17 protein-coding genes are annotated in these 16,798 nt (G+C 68.6%); 7 read left to right on the forward strand and 10 right to left on the reverse strand.

Annotated elements, in window-relative coordinates; translation table 11 throughout:
* Positions 1 to 595 (reverse strand): hypothetical protein (locus VD972_RS20365; protein ID WP_324989480.1); only part of this gene is annotated, 595 nt, incomplete at its 3' end.
* Positions 596 to 676: 81 nt separating this feature from the next.
* Here VD972_RS20365 and VD972_RS20370 point away from each other — a divergent pair.
* Entirely contained in the window at positions 677 to 1,816 is a 1,140-nt protein-coding gene (locus tag VD972_RS20370; RefSeq protein WP_324989482.1) for a bifunctional chorismate mutase/prephenate dehydratase, read from the forward strand.
* Positions 1,809 to 2,627, forward strand: a complete 819-nt coding sequence (gene pheA / locus VD972_RS20375; RefSeq protein ID WP_324989484.1) for a prephenate dehydratase — start codon at positions 1,809 to 1,811, stop codon at positions 2,625 to 2,627. Before VD972_RS20370 ends, pheA begins: the two co-directional genes overlap by 8 nt.
* A 55-nt stretch (positions 2,628 to 2,682) precedes the next feature.
* On the opposite strand, the gene VD972_RS20380 is transcribed toward pheA, so the two are convergent.
* The 5 genes from VD972_RS20380 to VD972_RS20400 form a co-directional block, all read right to left on the reverse strand.
* The gene (locus VD972_RS20380; RefSeq protein WP_324989486.1) at positions 2,683 to 3,246 is read right to left on the reverse strand and encodes a tetratricopeptide repeat protein; all 564 of its coding nucleotides are present in this window, start codon (positions 3,244 to 3,246) and stop codon (positions 2,683 to 2,685) included.
* Positions 3,247 to 3,377: 131 nt separating this feature from the next.
* Positions 3,378 to 3,686, reverse strand: a complete 309-nt coding sequence (locus tag VD972_RS20385; protein WP_324989488.1) for a hypothetical protein — start codon at positions 3,684 to 3,686, stop codon at positions 3,378 to 3,380.
* Between the two features lie 27 nt (positions 3,687 to 3,713).
* Complete coding sequence (locus VD972_RS20390) at positions 3,714 to 5,348, reverse strand: sigma-54 dependent transcriptional regulator (RefSeq protein WP_324989490.1); 1,635 nt, start codon at positions 5,346 to 5,348, stop codon at positions 3,714 to 3,716.
* Between the two features lie 20 nt (positions 5,349 to 5,368).
* A complete protein-coding gene (locus VD972_RS20395) occupies positions 5,369 to 6,370 on the reverse strand; it encodes a GGDEF domain-containing protein (RefSeq protein WP_324989492.1) in 1,002 nt (333 codons plus the stop codon).
* Between the two features lie 131 nt (positions 6,371 to 6,501).
* A complete protein-coding gene (locus VD972_RS20400) occupies positions 6,502 to 6,780 on the reverse strand; it encodes a glutaredoxin family protein (protein WP_324989494.1) in 279 nt (92 codons plus the stop codon).
* Positions 6,781 to 6,801: 21 nt separating this feature from the next.
* On the opposite strand from VD972_RS20400, the gene VD972_RS20405 reads away from it, so the two are divergent.
* The gene (locus tag VD972_RS20405; protein WP_324989495.1) at positions 6,802 to 7,950 is read left to right on the forward strand and encodes a DUF4388 domain-containing protein; all 1,149 of its coding nucleotides are present in this window, start codon (positions 6,802 to 6,804) and stop codon (positions 7,948 to 7,950) included.
* 1,378 nt (positions 7,951 to 9,328) lie between these two features.
* Here VD972_RS20405 and VD972_RS20410 read toward each other — a convergent pair.
* Positions 9,329 to 9,628 carry a hypothetical protein gene (locus tag VD972_RS20410; protein WP_324989497.1) on the reverse strand — a complete coding sequence of 100 codons (300 nt, stop codon included), beginning with the start codon at positions 9,626 to 9,628 and terminating at the stop codon, positions 9,329 to 9,331.
* An 86-nt stretch (positions 9,629 to 9,714) separates the two neighbouring features.
* On the opposite strand from VD972_RS20410, the gene VD972_RS20415 reads away from it, so the two are divergent.
* Positions 9,715 to 10,425: a hypothetical protein gene (locus VD972_RS20415; protein ID WP_324989499.1), complete on the forward strand. Its 711-nt coding sequence runs from the start codon at positions 9,715 to 9,717 to the stop codon at positions 10,423 to 10,425.
* A 175-nt stretch (positions 10,426 to 10,600) separates the two neighbouring features.
* Here the strand turns inward: VD972_RS20415 and VD972_RS20420 are convergent, their stop codons facing one another.
* The gene (locus VD972_RS20420; RefSeq protein WP_324989501.1) at positions 10,601 to 12,079 is read right to left on the reverse strand and encodes a penicillin-binding transpeptidase domain-containing protein; all 1,479 of its coding nucleotides are present in this window, start codon (positions 12,077 to 12,079) and stop codon (positions 10,601 to 10,603) included.
* 140 nt (positions 12,080 to 12,219) lie between these two features.
* On the opposite strand from VD972_RS20420, the gene VD972_RS20425 reads away from it, so the two are divergent.
* Both VD972_RS20425 and VD972_RS20430 read left to right on the forward strand, forming a co-directional pair.
* A complete protein-coding gene (locus VD972_RS20425; RefSeq protein WP_324989503.1) occupies positions 12,220 to 12,981 on the forward strand; it encodes an ABC transporter permease in 762 nt (253 codons plus the stop codon).
* A complete protein-coding gene (locus tag VD972_RS20430; protein WP_324989505.1) occupies positions 12,978 to 13,889 on the forward strand; it encodes an ABC transporter ATP-binding protein in 912 nt (303 codons plus the stop codon). The genes VD972_RS20425 and VD972_RS20430 overlap by 4 nt, the downstream gene beginning before the upstream one ends.
* A 22-nt stretch (positions 13,890 to 13,911) precedes the next feature.
* Here VD972_RS20430 and VD972_RS20435 read toward each other — a convergent pair whose 3' ends face one another.
* Positions 13,912 to 14,163: a sulfurtransferase TusA family protein gene (locus tag VD972_RS20435; RefSeq protein ID WP_324989507.1), complete on the reverse strand. Its 252-nt coding sequence runs from the start codon at positions 14,161 to 14,163 to the stop codon at positions 13,912 to 13,914.
* 299 nt (positions 14,164 to 14,462) lie between these two features.
* Here VD972_RS20435 and VD972_RS20440 point away from each other — a divergent pair, with 299 nt between their 5' ends.
* The gene (locus VD972_RS20440; protein WP_324989509.1) at positions 14,463 to 16,439 is read left to right on the forward strand and encodes a DsbA family protein; all 1,977 of its coding nucleotides are present in this window, start codon (positions 14,463 to 14,465) and stop codon (positions 16,437 to 16,439) included.
* Between the two features lie 78 nt (positions 16,440 to 16,517).
* On the opposite strand, the gene VD972_RS20445 is transcribed toward VD972_RS20440, so the two are convergent.
* On the reverse strand, positions 16,518 to 16,798 hold a 281-nt coding region (locus VD972_RS20445; RefSeq protein WP_324989511.1), incomplete at its 5' end, for a Rid family detoxifying hydrolase.

Here is a 16,798-nt window from a genome sequence, read left to right on the forward strand (position 1 = left end):
GCTCCGGTGTGCCCTCGACCACCGTCGCGACGAACCCTGGCGGTAGCTCACGCGCCGCGTGACGCTTGCTGCTCACGTCCTGGGAGAGCGAGGAGCCCGCATTCGTGCTCACGGCAAACGAGAGCGACAGGCCACCCGACAGCAGGGAGTCCTTCACGGAGCCGCCGAGGTCGAACTCGACAGAAGCAGACGGCGAGCGCATCTCGCTCTCCTTGGGAATCTCCAGTGTGTCGAAGAGCTTCCATGCCGGGCGCACTCGCTCTGCCTTCGGGTTCAGCTTGGACTCCACTCGGAACTGCAGCTCGGAGACGTCCGCAGGAAGCGAGAGCGGGAGGCTCCAGCGCACGACCTTGCCCCCGTTGAGCGCTGGCAGCGGGAGGCGCTTGAGGCTCAGCTCCCCTCTGTCCTCCGCCAGCCGAGCGACGATGTGCAGGCTGTCTGAAGTGAGCACAGGCTCGAAAGCGCTCTGCAGCCACACCGTCGCGAGGGCCTCGCCGGAAGGTCCACGCACGACGGGCTCGACATGGATATGGACCGCACCGAACTCGCGTGGGGTGCGCCCGGTGTGGTCCAGGAAATCCGCATGCTCTGGCATGCGAGCATCCTGCCGCCATGCCCTCCCCGTCACAATGGACCTTCCGTGCGCTCACCGCCGGAGGCTCTATATTAGGAGCCCATGGCGGACCTTCCGGACCTCGAGACCCTCCGAGTAGCCATCGAGCGCATCGACGCGGAGATCTTGGACGCGCTTCGGCGGCGCATGGACCTCGCAGACGACATTGCCCGCTCCAAGCTGGCTGCCGCCTCTCCGCTCCGCGATCCGCGGCGGGAAGACCTCGTCCTCCGAAAGGTTCGCGAGGCCGCCACCAGCCACGGCCTGGATCCCCACGAGATCGAGCGCATCTACCGGCTCATCATGGACATGTCCGTCGCGCGGCAGCAGTCGCTCATCCAGCGGCAGGACACCACTCCGCTGCGCGTGGGCTACGCGGGCATTGAGGGCTCCTACAGCCACCTCGCCGCACGCCAGCGCTATGCGGGCCGTTCCGGCGGCGTCCTCCTCACCGGCTTCGAGAGCGGCCGCGAGGTGCTCGATGCCCTGCGCCGGGGCGAGCTCGATCTGGCCCTGCTGCCCATCGAGAACACCTCCGCGGGCAGCGTGAACGAGACGTACGATCTGCTCGCCGAGGGCGGCGCCACCCTCATCGGGGAGCTGTTGAGCCAGGTGGATCACCGGCTGCTCGGCCTGCCTGGCGCGCGGCTGGAGGACATCCGCACGGTGCTGTCCCACCCGCAGGCCCTGGCGCAGTGCGCGGACTTCCTGCGCCGGGTGCCGTGGATCCGTCCCCTCCCCGAGTTCGACACCAGTGGTGCGGCCCTCAAGGTGCGCGAGCGCAACGATCCCACGGTGGCCGCCATCGCCAGCGAGTCCGCGGCCCAGCGCTTCGGGCTTCAGGTGCTGGTGCGCGACATCCAGCCGGCCTCTGGCGACTACACTCGCTTCGTGGAGCTAGCGCGAGAGGCCACTCCTGTCCCGCCGGATGTGCCGTGCAAGACGACGCTGACCGTCGTCCTGGAGCACCGCCCCGGGACGCTCGGGCAGGTGCTGACGGCCCTGGCCCAGCGCGGGGTCAACCTGGCCAAGCTGGAGTCCCGTCCCATCCCTGGCGAGCCGTGGAGGTACCGCTTCTTCCTGGATCTGGAAGGGCACGCGGCCTCTGCCCCGCTGATCGCGGCGTTGGGAGATCTCGAGCCACTCACCTCGTCCATGCGGGTGCTGGGGACCTATCCTCGCGCGGAGGAGTCGCGTGGGTAGCCCGCGCATCGCGTTCCAGGGAGAGCGTGGCGCCTACAGCGAGGAGGCCACGCGGGCCCTCTTCGGCCCGAGTGCCGAGCCCGTGCCCTGCCCCAGCTTCCGCGCCGTCTTCGAGGCGGTGGCCTCGGGCCAGGTGGACGGCGGCGCGGTGCCGGTGGAGAACTCGCTGGCGGGCTCGGTCTCGGAGAACGTGGATCTGTTGGGGGAGTTCTCCCTGCCCATCACTGGAGAGCTGTCGCTGCGCATCCGCCACTGTCTCCTCGCTCCCGCGGGAACCACGCTGGAGGGGCTCGAGCGCGTCCTCTCGCACCCTCAGGCCCTGGCCCAGTGCGCGGGCTTCCTGCGTCAGCACGGCATCACCCCTGTCGGGGAGAGCGACACCGCGGGCAGTGCGAAGCGCGTGGCCCAGCTGGCTCCCCCGCGCACCGCCGCCATCGCCAGCCGGGCCGCGGCGGACCTCTATGGCCTGACCGTGCTCAGGGAGGGCATCGAGGATGCACCGGACAACTACACCCGGTTCCTCTCCCTGGGCGCCGTCCCGGTACTCACGGGCACCCGGATCAAGACATCCGTGGTGCTCACCCTGGAGAACAACCCTGGTGCACTCCACGCGGTGCTGGGCGTGTTCGCCTCGCGCAGCCTCAACATCATCCGGCTGGAGTCCCGCCCGCTGCGCCGCCCGTGGGAGTACGTCTTCTGTCTGGATCTCGAAGGCGCGAGAGAGGAGCCCCGCCTGAGCGAGGCGCTCGACGCGGCCGCGCGACTTTGCCGCTCGTTCCGGGTGCTGGGCAGCTACCGCGTCGCCGACTGAGGCTCCAGACTCCTGAGCGGTGGAGTGTGACGGCGCTTCAGAGGGTCCCCGTCGCTCAGCCCGCGGGCCGCAGGCGCGCTGCCAGGTGCATGTAGTGGCTGCTGCGCTCGCTGTCCCCGAGATGCGACCAGACCTCCGCCAGTGCCCGGGCCGCCTCGATGAAGGAGGGGTGGTACTCGAGCGTCAGCTCGAACAGATGACGCGCGTGGCGGTAACGCGCCTTGTCCGGCCGCCGTCCTCCTCGCGACAACAGCGCCTGGCCCAAGCTGAAGATCTCGACGGCAGCGGCCTCGCGATACGAGGACTCGGGGTTGAGCTGGAAGGCACGCTCCAGCAGGAGGGAGGCAGCCTCGGGCTCATCCAGCTCCAGCTGGCAGAGCGCGGCGTTGCGGTAGTTGTCCGCGTCTGAAGGGTCCAGCTCAATGGCGTGCTCGAAGCAGCGCAGCGCTTCCGCCGGCTTTCCCACCTTCGTGAGCGAGAACCCCTTGGCGCTCAGCGCTGGCGTGTGCCGGGGATCCTCCGCCAGCACCTTGTCGAACGCCTGGATGGCGGAGGCGTGCTCGCCGGACATGGAGCGATTCACACCCTCGTTGAACGCCGCGAGCACCTTGTGAGACATCCGTGACCCCCAACTCCTGGCCGCGTGTATCACGGCCACGTCGGTAGCCTGACAGGCGGGAGGGTTGGCTGAGAAGATGGCACCGAGCCACGCCCTTCCGCGGCTGGAAGCCCCGCTAATGTGTCCTCACATCAGCGCGCGGGCTGTGCAATTCCCTCCGAGTCAAGGACTGCCGCAAAGCCCACAGGAAAGTCCGGATATCGAGGAACCCACCCGAGTGCCTTGAGCCGGAAGTTCAGCACAGAACGATCTCCCCGGAGTGTCTCATGCAGGCTGGAGAGGGGAATAGTTGGTGGCAGCGGGAGCCCCAGGCGCTCCAGCTTGGAGCGGCGCGCCGCATCCCTCGTGGCGGCGATGACGGTCCGGCCCTCCCGCGCCTGCGACAGCGCGAGCCGCGTGAGCGTGTAGCCGGACCCGAGAAGCACGAGGGGCGGAGCCATGCCCCTCGCCATATCAGAAGATCCGCGTCAGAACTCCGCGCTGGCTCGCGGATCGACGATGCCGCACTCCTTGATCTTGTAGAGCAGCGCCTTGTAGCTGATGCGCAGCTTGCTCGCGGCCTTGCGCTTGTTCCACGCGGTGCGCTGGAGCATCGCGAGGATGGCCTCGCGCTCAGCCAGCATCGCCGCCCGCTTGCCGATGTCCTTCAGCGACATCTCCCCCACCGGCATGCTCGGAGGCGGTGGCGGCGGCTGAGGCATGTCGAACGGGTTGCTGTAGCGCGGCGCCGCCTGGTTGACGGGCACCTCGGAGACAGGCGGCAGGACCTGAGCCCCACCCCGCAGGGGCATCTCCAGCACCTGCACGGAGGAGCCCGGCGGTGAGCGCAGGGGCTCCGGCTCCGGAGTCCTCGCCGGCGGAGGCATCCCATCGTCCCCGCCGTAGGCCGTGGGCAGAGACGGCGCGCTCGCGGGCGTCCGGCCGGAGCTGAGCTCGTCCAGCACCAGCGAGGGATCCTTCAGCACGCACAGCCGGCGCACCATGTTCTCCAGCTCGCGCACGTTGCCCGGCCAGTCGTACTCGGTGAAGGCCCTGAGCACCTCCCCGGGCAGCTCCGAGATGCCGTGGATGTAGTTCCGCCCGTACTTCTTGAGGAAGTGATCCGTGAGCGGCACCACGTCCTCCATGCGCTCGCGCAGGGGCGGCAGGCGGATGGCCACCACATTGAGGCGGTAATAGAGATCCTCGCGGAAGTTGCCCAGTGCGATCTCCTTCTCCAGATCGCGGTTGGTGGCCACCACCACGCGGCTGTCCACGCGGACGCTCTTCTTGCCACCCACGCGGAAGAACTCCTCGTCCTGCAGCACCTGGAGCAGCTTGGCCTGCAGGCGGATGGCCATCTCGCCGATCTCGTCCAGGAAGATGGTGCCCTGGTCGGCCAGCTCGAACTTGCCCGGCTTCTCGGCCGTCGCGCCGGTGAAGGCCCCACGCTCGTGGCCGAACAGCTCACTCTCCAGCAGCTCGCCCGGCAGCGCGGCGCAGTTCACCTTGATGAACGGCCGGCTCCGGCGCTCGCTGCGAGCGTGGATCTCCCGGGCAATCACCTCCTTGCCCGTGCCGGACTCGCCCAGGAGCAGCACCGGCACGTCCGTGTCGGCGATCCGCTCCACCAGCGCGCGTGCCCGGCGCATCGAGGGAGAGGTGGAGATCAGCACCCGAGCTTCACTCAGGCTCTCCAGCACCCCGTGGCCGCTGGGGCGGGCCGGCGCTGGCGCCACGGCCTGCCGGGCCGGAGCCCGCGTACCCAACGCGCGCGCCAGCACATCCTCCAGCTCGTCATTGCTGAACGGCTTGGACAGGTAGTCACTGGCCCCCATCTTCATGGCCCGCACCGCATCATCCGCGCCCGCCAGGGCCGACAGGACGATGACGGGCGCAGAGCCCCCCGCGCTTCGGTAGTGCCGCAGCACCTCCAGCCCGCTCATCTCCGGCATCACCACGTCCAGCAGCACCGCGTCGAAAGAGCCCCCTTCCAGCATCTCCAGCGCCTGCGCCCCACTCGAGGCACACCGCACCTGGTATCCCGCGTTCCCAAGCAGCTCGGCCAGGAACGTCCGCACCGACTCTTCGTCGTCCACCACCAGCACCGCGATCCGATCCATCCCCACGTCTCCCCTCGCCCTCACGAAGAAAGTGTGACCGCCCCATGCTCGAGGCCACTCTCTTCTCGCCTCACCCCAGACACCGGCTCCAACTTGTTGCTCGCCGACGCACCTTGCGCGCGGCGCATCTCCAGAATGGCCCCGCTCAGCAGCTGCGTGGGCACTCCCAACACATCCGGGAAGCTCACCGCACCCAGGCTCAGCGAGGTGCGCAGCGCCTTGCCCTCTACCTGGAAGCGGGCCAGCTCGAAGCGCGCGGTGACGCGCGACAGCACCGCCGGCAGCGCCTCCGCCGAGGTGCCCGGCAGGAACATCGCGAACTCGTCGTCGGACACGCGCGCCACCACATCCGACTCGCGCACCGTCTGCCCCAGCACCACCGCGGTATAGACGAGCAGCCGCTCCGCCATGGCCTTCCCATGCTGCTTTCGGACCATCCGCAGGCCCGGGGGCGCACAGGCCACCAAGGAGAAGACGCCGCCATAGCGCTCGGCCCGCCGCATCTCCATGCCGATCAGCGCCAGCAGGAAGGACTTGTTGTAGAGGCCCGTGAGCGGATCATGCAGCACCAGCGCGGTGCCCATGTCCGCCCCCTCGGCGGCGCGCAGCACCGCATCCCTCAGCCTCAGCTGCGCGTGCAGCTTGAGCGCCAGCTCCGCCCCCGAGCTCGTGCGCGGCACCAGGTCCACGCACTGGCCCTTCTCCAAGCAGAAGTTCCACGCCGCCGGATCCTGGGGATCCACCAGGTAGAGCATCGGCACCGTACCCCGGCCGATCTGCCGAAGCCGCCGCACCGTCGCCACCGCCGCGAAGTCGGGGGGGTGCGCGGCCAGCACCACCGCATCCGGACGGATCACCTCGAAGAGGGGAGCCGCTGCGTCGAACCTCGTCAGCGGCACCACGCGGAACCCCTCCTGCGTCAGCAGGGTCCGCGTCCGCTCGAGTTCCTCTGCCCGCGGATCCACCAGGAGCACCGTTGGATGTACCCCTGCCCTCCCGCCGTGCTTGCGCTTTAGCGCCACTGCTCCATCCTCCTGCCCCGACCCAGAACTTTCTTACCCACGCCGCCCCTCGCCATCCCACCCAGAATTACAGCCCTGCACCCCATCCCGCCCTGCCCATCCCTTTGAACTTCCAGGAGAAGGGCATCCTGTTACTCATCCTGGGCGTGGTTCTGAGCAACCCTTGTGCCACCCTGGCCGTTCTGTATCCGAGCCTCGAGAGCGCCCTCGTCCACGCGATGCTTGAAGGCCAGCTCGCCATCGATCACCACCACGGGGATGTCGTAGCGCCACGCCATCATGGCCGCTGGATCCTCCAGGATGCTGATGATCCGTAGCTCGAAGGGGATGCGAGCGCGCACACGCTCTACGACGTCAATCGCCTCGTCGCAGAGGGAACAGGAGGGTTTCGAGTAGATATCCACCTTCATGGCGATGCAGGATGTGCAGCGATGCAGGGCCTGTCAGGCGATTTCACGACGATGCCCCTCAAGGACGTCGTCCAGTACCTGGGCAACCGTCGGGTCTCCGGCAAGCTCCTGGTGCAGCGTGCGGGCGTGTTCAAGGACCTCACCTTGAGCGAGGGCTCGGTCGTCAGCGCGAGCTCTAACCAGCCGCGAGAGTACCTGGGCCAGTTCCTCATGAACATGGGCCACCTCACGGAGGATCAGCTCAGCCGGGCCTTCGAGGCCCAGCGGGAGACGGACTTCCGGTTGGGGAAGATCCTGGTCATGCAGGGGATCGTTCCGGAGGCGACGGTCCTGAACATGCTGAGCCTGAAGTTCCGGGAGATGCTGCTGGACGCGTTCCAGTGGCCGGAGGGGGAGTTCCAGTTCGAGATCGTGGACATCTCCAACCCTCTGGAGGGCCTGGATGTGCGGGTGGATCTGCTGGACATCCACCGCGAGGGCGAGTTCCGGGAGACGGCGTGGCAGGCCATGCGCTCGGCCTTCCCCACCGGTCAGGCGCGGCTGGTGGTGGACGAGCGCAAGCTGTCCGAGCCGCGTCAGCCCGGCAGCATGGATGAGCGGCTCGTCCAGCTGCTCAAGGATGGGCTGACGATCGACGAGCTGGCGCTGGCGCTGCACGCCACGGACTTCCACCTGTACCAGCGGCTGTATGCGCTGTATCGGCGGGACGCGGTGAAGGTGCGCGAGGAGTCCACCCCCGCGGCCGCCGAGAAGGCTCCAGAGGAGCCCCGGATCATCGGCTCGGAGTCCTCGGTGGACGAGGTGATCCAGGTGGCGCGCGTGTTCCTGGAGGGCCGCAACCACCGGGACGCCGAGGTGCTTGCGCGCCAGGCGCACCAGATGGCGCCTTCGGCGGAGACGGCGGAGCTGCTCAAGCAGGCGGAGCTGGGGCTGCAGGAGTCGCTGCGGCAGGTTCTGATGGATCCACCGCAGGTGCCGACGCTCCTGGTCCCCCAGGCCCAGCTGAAGACGATGCAGCTCACCGCACCGGAGCGCTATCTGCTGTCTCGCATCGACGGCAAGCGCGACGTGGGCGCGATCATCCGCGTCTCGCCGCTGCACGAGCTGGAAGCGCTGAAGTATTTCCAGGGCTTCGTGGAGAGCGGCTTCGTGAAGCTCACCCCGCGCTGAGAAAAGGCGAGCGGCTCCTGGCCGGACGTGGCCCTCACGGTACAATGGCAGGACAGTGGCAGGTGAAGCGATTCGCAGTGGCTGGCGAGGTATCCCTGCATGGGAGCAGACGACTCGACCTCGCGTGGTGCACAGGCTGCCCCAGAGGGGAGCCAGCGGACGGATACGCCCACCCCAGGGAGCAACTCGCAGGAGGCTCCCCAGCATGCCGTGACGGCCTCGTCGCCTGAGACGGCAGCGCCGGCCGGTGAGCAACCGCAGGGCGAGGGTATGCCCGGTCATGCTCGAGGAACCGCCCCTGGCTCACCTCCGTCCGCAGCCGGTGAGGGAGCTTCACGGCCTGCGCGCACCCCACCGGGCCTCGTCCAGCCAAGCACCCTGGGCACGCCGCCCAGGGTCGCCTTCAACCCCGGAGCGCGAGCCGGAGCAGGACCCGGGTCTCCTCCGGGTCCCCGGAGGTCGCCGCCCCCCCATGTCCCTTCCGGAGCCAGTCCAGCGGCAGGCGCCGCCCCGGCATCGGAGACAGCGCCTGGCCTGGCCCCTCGTGGCCCAGCTCGCCCCCCCTTTCAGCGCCCGCTACCGCGGCCTCCCGGACAGCCTCCCGGCACCGCCGGAGGCCTCCGCCGCCCGTTGCCGCGTCCTCCGCCCGCGGCTGTTGGCTCTGGCGAACCGAGTCCCTCGGACATCGCGGGAGAAGGTGCAACCGGATCCGCCCGTCCCGCGACGGTCCCTGGCGGCGTGGGAGTGGGACGTGCTCCACCCCGTCTCGGGCTGCCGCGCCCCCAAGCCGCACGGCCGGCAGGAGTGCCTCCTGTCGCGGGCTCCCGCGTTCCCCTTGGAAGAGCCAGCCTCCCAGGCCAGCCCCTGCGTCAACCGCCTGCGCCAGGGGCAGCGCCCGGACAACCGCGACCGCAGCCCGGTCCGCCTGGAGCCAGCCCGGGAGGAGCCACTGCGCCTGCGAGCGCGGTCTCCCGCTCTACCTCTGGAACGGTGCGGCCCGTCCCACGAGCGCCGGGAGCCGGAACGAGCGCAGTCTCTCGCTCTACCTCCGGGACGGTGCGGCCTGCCCCACAAGCACCGAGGACAGGGACGGGTGGAGTCTCCCGCTCCACCTCCGGAACGGTGCGCCCCGTTCAGAGAGCACCTGGGGCCGGCGCGGGCTCGAACTCTCCGTCCGCACCACGACCAGGGCAGATCCGGCGCCCGCTGAGCCCGCAGCGTCCGCAGGCCGAGGAGCCAGAAGACGCCGAACCCGAGCTCCCCTCCAATCCCGCTCTCTCCACCGAGGTGGTGATGAGAGCCAACGAGCTCAACAAGAAGCTGGATCAGGCAGAGCGGGAGAGACGAAACCCTCACTTGCGAAGAGCTGCGCAGCGCCTCAGGGCACGCGCCCCAAGCTCGCCCGCGCGGCCGGGTGCTCCTCAGGCGGCTCCGGGAGGCGCTCAAAGGCCCGGGACTCCTCCCGCACCTCCTGCTTCGGCGCGGCCTGCGGAAACGCCGTCTGCGGCCCCCTCCTCCTCAGCTCCAGCAGCCGGGGTTGGCGCAGCCGGCCCCAGGCCCACGACAAACCCTGGTCAGCCTGCGGCAGGCGTGTCTTCGCAAGTGCCAGCCGTGCCTCCTCCTCCAAGCGCGTCCGCGCCAGTGCCGGCCGTTGCTCCTTCGTCGAGCGCCTCTTCACAGGGCCCTACCGTCCCCACACGACCGGTCGTGGCGCCTCCCCAGCCGAGCGCTCCCGGGCGAACCTCTTCTCCTGGCGTGAAGAGCATGCCTGTGCAAACAGCTGGCAGTTCCAGCGGCCGGACTTCCAAGCCCTGGGGAAAGAGCCTCTTCGACAAGGACGAGAACAGCGACATCTCCAGCATCCGCCTGGGAGGTGAGCAGAGTGGGCGGCAGGTCATCCGCCGCCCCGACGTGAACCTCCTCTACGACGGCACCGCTCCGGCCGATGGTCTCTTCCTCACCAACCCCGAGCTGGTCGTCCTGGCGCCCGTGCAGAGCTACCCAGGCCAACGGACGGTGATCCACACCCAGAACGTCATCAACCAGTACGCCGTGGCCGCCAACCCCCGCTACTTCCCACGGAACCGGGAGCCGCGCGAGGCAGGACACATCTTCGTCTTTGACGTCATGAACTCCCAGCACACCACGATGGGGCGCGCCTTCCCCGCGGGTTTCCCCGGCACCTTCCGTCCAGGCACGCTCGCGGAGCTCTGGAGGTGGCTGAACGACCTGGCACCCTCCCGCGGCTGGCGGGGAGCGGAGGGCAGCGCCCTGCTGGAGGCGGCGGCGCGGGGGCTGCCCATCATCGCCATGGCCGAGACGTCCTCCGGCCCGCGGCTCGCCGTCATGGAGCCGGGGCCCCCGGGGCCTGAGGGCAAGCCCTTCCTGGCCAGCGCCCACGAACCTCGCGGCCAGCGGCAGACACCGGAGCAGGTCTTCGGCTCGAGTGCAGTGCGCTACCTCGTCCACGACTGACGGTGGACGCAGCGACAGGCTGAGGCTACCTGTCGGCGGCACACGGATCGAACCTGTCATACAAGCAGACCGGTTGGGGGAACCTGCGCCGGGGAGGCTCCGCCGCGAAGAGCGTTTCGTCTGCCAGATGCTGAGTCCGAGCTGCAGTGCCTGCCTACCTCAGCTCACCAGCCCCTCAGGGAGGTGGCGGCATGGCAAGGCCTGCGGGCGCCGTCGTCTCCCCGGCCGGCTCCTCCTCCTCCAGGTCCTCGGCCTCAGTCGCCTCAGCCGCTCCAGTCTGGGACGTGAGCGGCTGATCGGCGGCCGGTGCTGCGACAGGTTCAGCGGCCACAGTCGGCTCACCGGATTTCAGTGCTTCCTTCCCCGCCACGGCCTGCGGGGGCTTGGGGAGCCGCTCCAGCGCCAGGCGCATGGCCTCGCGCCCGAGCCACGTCGCCCGGATGCGCCAGAGCGGATCGTTGACGATGACCGCGGCCACGGCCACGCGCGGATTGTCCTTGGGAGCGAAGCCCACGAACCACGAGTAGTCCCGGAAGGGGTTCTTGTCCGCCAGTGTCCCAGTCTTGCCCACGGCGCCCTCCACTCGGAACCCCCGCTCGCGGAAGATGCGCCGCGCGGTTCCGCTCGTGACGGTCTGCTCGAGCATGCCGGTCAGCGCGCGCTGCACCTCCGGCGACAGCACCTGCTCGGTGGGAGCAGGCGGCGCATCCGGCAAGGGCTCGAAGAGGATGGGGTCTCGCCACACGCCCGTAGCCGAAGCCGCCGCGAGCGCCGCGCCGTGCAGCGGGGACAAGTACACATCACCGAAGCCCGCTCCGGTCTCAGCCAGCTCGAACTCCTCGTCGGGAATCGAGGCCAGCGAGATGTCCATGGGGACGGGGAACGAGATGGGCCGGTTGAAGCGCAGCCGCGCAGCCATGCGCCGCAGCGCGTCCGCGGCGAGGTACTTCTTGGTCAGCTTGGCGAAGACGACGTTGGCGCTCTTGCCCATGGCGTCGGCCAGCGAGTAGCAGGCACCATCCCGCTCGCTGTCCTCCAGGAGCCGCTCGGACAGCCGCCGCTTGCCTCCGTGGAAGCAGGCGGACTCCTCCGGCGACACTCCTGCCTCCAGCAGCGCGCCCCCGGTGACAATCTTGAAGATGCTGGCCGCGGGGAACACGGCGCGAGTCGTGAGCCCACGCATATCGGGCTGGGCCTGCGAGTGCTCCGACAGGGCCAACACACGGCCCGTGGAGGGCTCGATCACCACCGCTGCACCGTAGGGAACCTCGTAGTCCTTCATGATGCGGTTGAGCTGCTCCTGGAGCGACGGATCGATGGTGAGGGCCCTCTCTCCTTCGGGCCTTGGCACCACGAGCCGCCCATCCCGCCGGAGCCGGGCGCGCGCGAGCAGGTCCTCCTTGCGGGACAGTGAGCGCATGCGGGCGATGGGAGGCGCATCCTTCCGATCAGGCACGGGCAGAGGCGGCGTCAGTCCCAGCTCCACAGGTCCCGCATCCGGGGAATCCGGCCCTGCGTCCGGAGTTCCCGCATCCGGCACTCCGGCATCGAGGCCTCCCGGCAGCTCGGTCACATCCGAGGTGAACCCCATGGCCCCGAGCAGCAGGGCGAGGGGCAGGATCATCGCTGAGAGCAGGTAGCGGGAGTGCGGCATGTGGCGGGCCTGATCCTAGATCTCTGGGAGAGCCTGTCCATGTCCGCTCCCTCGACTGCTCGACGAGCAGTGGAAACTGGCCGGCTCCCCAAGGATTTGACAAGGTGCCCGGCACCTTGGACGGACTCAAAGAAATCGCCGTGATCTGGAGCGCTGAGACACTCCGAGCCGTACGCAGTGCGCGCACTCTGGTGCTGCTCGGGCTCTACACCCTGTTCTCCCTCGCCACACTGCTGGTGGTGGCAGCGCTGATCAGCAGCGCCAGCGGGAGCATGGTGCTCACGCAGGAGCTGACGGAGATCCCCCCTGTCATCCTGGGAGTCTTCAAGGTCAACCTCTTCTTCCTCCCCGTGTACGTGGCGCTGATGGGCTTCGATCAGATCAGCGGCGAGGTAGGCACTCGCTCCATCCGCTACATCACCGTGCGCGCGCGCCTGTCGTCGCTGCTGCTGGGCAAGTTCCTCGTGCAGGCCTCGCTGCTGGTGGGGCTGGTGCTTGTCATCGATGTGGGCATCTTCCTCTACGCCCGCTACTCCCACCCGAACTTCACCCTCTCGGCCATGGCGCTAAGCCTGGTCAAGGTCTGGCTGGCCACCCTCGTGTTCTCGCTGGCTTATGTGGCGCTCACCACGTTCTGCTCGAGCCTGTTCCGCAGCTCGGGGCTGAGCCTCGTCTTCAACTTCGCCCTGGTGATTGGCTTCCTGCTGATGGAGCTGGTCGGCTGGTATTACAAAGACAAGTCGTTCATCGAATACATCCGCTACCTGTCCCCCTCGTACTACTCGTCGGATCTGCTGAGCCCCGTGCTGAGTGAGTTCGGACGAAGCGGGCTGACGTACGCGGGCATCACCCTGCTCTTCCTGGGCGGCGCCTACGGCGTCCTCCGCGCGAGGGACCTGTGAGCGAGTTGGCCATCGAGCTGTCCCAGGTCACCAAGCGCTTCGGTCCCAAGGTGGCCGTCAACGCCGTCTCCCTCGCCATTCCCCAGGGGCAGGTGTACGGCCTCATCGGCCCCAACGGCGCCGGCAAGACAACCGCCTTCTCGATGATGTGCGGGTTCCTCCACCCCACCGCGGGCACCCTCCAGGTGATGGGCGTGCCGCCCACGACTCCCGGGGCCCTGAAGGGCAAGCTCGGAGCCCTCCCTCAGGACGCCCTCCTCCCGGCGGGCTGGGAGGTGGGGGAGCTGCTGACGTACTGGGCGCGGCTCTCGGGGCTCCCCCAACCCGAGCGCGAGGCCCGCGAGAACCTCGAGAAGGTAGGGCTGGCCGAGGCCTGGTTCACCCCCACGGAGGCCCTCTCCCACGGCATGGCCAAGCGCACCGCCATGGCGCAGGCGCTGATGGGGCAGCCGCCGCTCGTGCTCCTGGACGAGCCCACCGCTGGCCTCGATCCGCGCATTGCCGCCCACGTCCGCCAGCTCATCCGCGACATGAAGGGCCGGCAGACGGTGGTGGTCTCCAGCCACAACCTCCAGGAGCTGGAGGAGCTGTGCGACGCGGCGGCCATCCTCGACCGAGGCACGCTCGTGAAGGCCGGCACCATGTCCGAGCTAACGGGCCAGGGCGCGGAGTTCCGGGTGCAGATCGCCCGCGGCGAGGTGATTCCCCCAGAGCTGACTCAGCTCCCGGGCGTCACCTCCGCCAAGATGGAGTCCCCCGGTGTGCTCCTGGTGCGCTTCGACGGCCAGGCCCACAAGCCCGAGGAGGTCATCAGCCGCACCGTGGCCCACCTGCTCCAGACAGGCGTCCTCATCCTGGGCGTCTCCCGGGGCCAGAAGCTGGAAGAACGCGTCCTGCAGATTCTTTGAAACTCCTGGGCCGCTCGGCTCACTAGGGGCCGTGGACTGGAACCTCCCCCTCCTTGCGGACCCACCCGACGTAGCTCGCCCCGCGCTTCTCCAGGCGGACGAGCGTGTGTCCGGTGGCCTCGCACCAGGCCGGCAGATCTGCCTCCAGCCCACGATCCGTGGAGATCAGCTCCACCAGCGCCCCCACTGGCAGCCGCCGCATCACCTTGGCGATCTCCAGAATGGGCACGGGGCAAGCGGCCCCAGAGGTATCCACTCGAATGGCCGCTTCCATGGATCTCAGTCTGGCATGCGCCAATGGTGGCACGTGAAGGGGGAATTATCCGGAAAAGTGTCGTGTTTCCGGGCCTCTAGAAGGTGGGGAGGCCGCCGAAGGAATGGCGGCTTGGCTTGCGTGGCCGGATTTCCCTCTGTTATCTAGCCCGCCTTCCTTACCCCGCCCGGGGCCGCCACGCACAGTACGGACCTGAGACGGAAGGAGCAGAACGGAAAATGGATCCAAGCGATATGAAGGATGCACGAGACCACGGGGCTACGAGCCACGCGTCTCCGGTTTCAGGTTCGAAGGCCAACGTGATCGTTGCACTCATTGTGGGTGTGGCCCTCGGCTTCTTTGCAGGCAAGGCCGCCACGGGCTCCAGCAAGGGCAGTGACAGCGGCAGCGCACAGGCCGCCGCGGCTGCTCCCTCGGCACCCAGCCAGGCCGCGAAGCCCTCGGGGCCCAACCAGCCCGCCGTCTTCAAGGTTCCCCTCGAGGACTCGCCCCGCAAGGGCGGCGACGACGCGCTGGTGACGATCGTCGAGTTCTCCGACTACCAGTGCCCCTTCTGCTCCCGCGCGCACAATACGGTGGAGCAGATCCAGAAGGACTACGGCAGCAAGGTGCGCGTGGTGATGAAGCAGAACCCGCTCTCCTTCCACCCGCGCGCCAAGCCCGCCGCCATCGGCGCCATGGCGGCCGGTGAGCAGGGCAAGTACTGGGAGTACCACAACAAGCTCTTCGAAAACGCCAAGGCGCTCGATGACGCGGATCTGGAGAAGTACGCCCAGGAGATCGGCCTGGACGTGGCCCGCTGGAAGAAGGATCTCACCCTGCCGAAGTTCCAGCAGGCCATTGATCGGGATCAGGCCCTGGCCGGCCAGCTCGGCGCCAATGGCACCCCGGCCTTCTTCATCAACGGCCGCCTGCTGTCCGGCGCGCAGCCCATCAACAACTTCAAGACCATCATCGACGAGGAGCTGACCAAGGCCGAGGCGATGGTGAAGGGCGGTCTCAAGCCGAGCCAGGTCTACGCCGCCATCATCGAGAAGGGCCAGACGCGCGCCGCCCCGCCGCAGCAGCAGGAGCGTCAGCAGCCGGCCACCGCCTACCGCAAGATCGATGTGCCCGACAACGCCCCGTCCTTCGGCCCGAAGAACGCCAAGGTGACGATCGTCGAGTGGTCCGACTTCGAGTGCCCCTTCTGCAGCCGCGTGATGCCCACGCTGGCGAAGATCAAGGAGCAGTACGGCAAGGAGGTGCGGGTGGTGTTCCGCAACCAGCCGCTGCCCTTCCACCCGAACGCCAAGCTGGCCGCCGAGGCCTCGCTGGCCGCGCACGAGCAGGGCAAGTTCTGGGAGTTCCACGACAAGCTCTTCGCCAACCAGAAGGCGCTGACGCGCCCCTCGCTGGAGAAGTACGCCGAAGAGCTGCGCCTGGACATGGGCAAGTTCAAGGCGGCCCTGGACAGCGGCAAGTTCCGCGCTCAGGTCGAGGCGGACTCCTCCGCCGGTAGCGCGGTGGGCGCCAATGGCACCCCGACGTTCTTCATCAACGGCCGTCAGTTCGTGGGCGCGCAGCCCTTCGAGGCCTTCAAGACGGCCATCGAAGAGGAGAAGGGCCGGGCGGAGAAGCTGCTGAGCAGCGGCGTGAAGGTGGAGAACCTCTACGCGCAGCTGATGGAGACGCTGCCCGCGGCGGCACCGGCTCCTGCAGCACAGGCCGAGCCGGCCGAGCCCCCGGTGCAGAAGATCGAGGTGGGCAAGGCCCCGGTGAAGGGCCCTGCGAACGCCCCCGTCACCATCGTCGCCTACTCCGACTTCGAGTGCCCCTTCTGCGGCCGCGTGCTGCCGACGCTCAAGCAGGTCGAGGACGAGTACAAGGGCAAGGTGCGGATCGCCTTCAAGAACCAGCCGCTGCCCTTCCACGCCAACGCGAAGCCGGCCGCCGCCGCCTCGCTGGCCGCGCACGAGCAGGGCAAGTTCTGGGAGTACCACGACAAGCTCTTCGCCAATCAGCGGGCGCTGGATCGCGCCTCCCTGGAGAAGTACGCCGAGGAGCTGAAGCTGGACATGGGCAAGTTCCGCCAGGCCCTGGACAGCGGCAAGTTCAACGAGCAGATCGAGGCGGACTCCGCCGAGGGCTCGCGCGTGGGCGCCAACGGCACCCCGACGTTCTTCATCAACGGCCGCACGGTGGTCGGGGCGGTGCCCTTCGACAACTTCAAGCGGGTGATTGACGAGGAGCTGAAGAAGACGCAGGGCGGCGCGATCGCCAAGGACACGAAGTAGTCCTCACTGCCTTCCTGAAGCACCTGAGGCCGTCGGATCCACGAGATCCGGCGGCCTTCGTGCTTGCGGGGCCGGAGCTCAGGACACGGCGATGGCGTCGATCTCCACCTTGGCGCCGCGGGGCAGCGCGGCCACCTGCACGGTGGCGCGGGACGGCGGCGAGCCGGTGAAGTAGCGGCCGTACACCTCGTTCACCTTGCCGAAGTCACCCAGGTCGGTGAGGAAGATCGTGCAGCGCACCACGTGGGAGAAGTCCAGCCCGGCGGCGGTGAGCACGGCCTTCAGGTTCTGCATGACGCGCTCGGCCTGGGTGGCCGCGTCGCCCTGGACCATCTCCATCGTCTTCGGGTCCAGGGGGA

Origin of the sequence: Hyalangium sp., from assembly GCF_035629615.1 — a bacterium.
Lineage (GTDB): Bacteria > Myxococcota > Myxococcia > Myxococcales > Myxococcaceae > Hyalangium.

What these genes read in the sequence shown, in the direction of transcription:
- VD972_RS20370 (WP_324989482.1), top strand. Translation starts at nt 677, where the DNA reads ATGGCGGACCTTCCGGACCTCGAGACCCTCCGAGTAGCCATCGAGCGC.
- VD972_RS20380 (WP_324989486.1), bottom strand. Translation starts at nt 3,246, where the DNA reads ATGTCTCACAAGGTGCTCGCGGCGTTCAACGAGGGTGTGAATCGCTCC.
- VD972_RS20385 (WP_324989488.1), bottom strand. Translation starts at nt 3,686, where the DNA reads ATGGCTCCGCCCCTCGTGCTTCTCGGGTCCGGCTACACGCTCACGCGG.
- VD972_RS20390 (WP_324989490.1), bottom strand. Translation starts at nt 5,348, where the DNA reads ATGGATCGGATCGCGGTGCTGGTGGTGGACGACGAAGAGTCGGTGCGG.
- VD972_RS20400 (WP_324989494.1), bottom strand. Translation starts at nt 6,780, where the DNA reads ATGAAGGTGGATATCTACTCGAAACCCTCCTGTTCCCTCTGCGACGAG.
- VD972_RS20405 (WP_324989495.1), top strand. Translation starts at nt 6,802, where the DNA reads ATGCAGGGCCTGTCAGGCGATTTCACGACGATGCCCCTCAAGGACGTC.
- VD972_RS20415 (WP_324989499.1), top strand. Translation starts at nt 9,715, where the DNA reads ATGCCTGTGCAAACAGCTGGCAGTTCCAGCGGCCGGACTTCCAAGCCC.
- VD972_RS20420 (WP_324989501.1), bottom strand. Translation starts at nt 12,079, where the DNA reads ATGCCGCACTCCCGCTACCTGCTCTCAGCGATGATCCTGCCCCTCGCC.
- VD972_RS20435 (WP_324989507.1), bottom strand. Translation starts at nt 14,163, where the DNA reads ATGGAAGCGGCCATTCGAGTGGATACCTCTGGGGCCGCTTGCCCCGTG.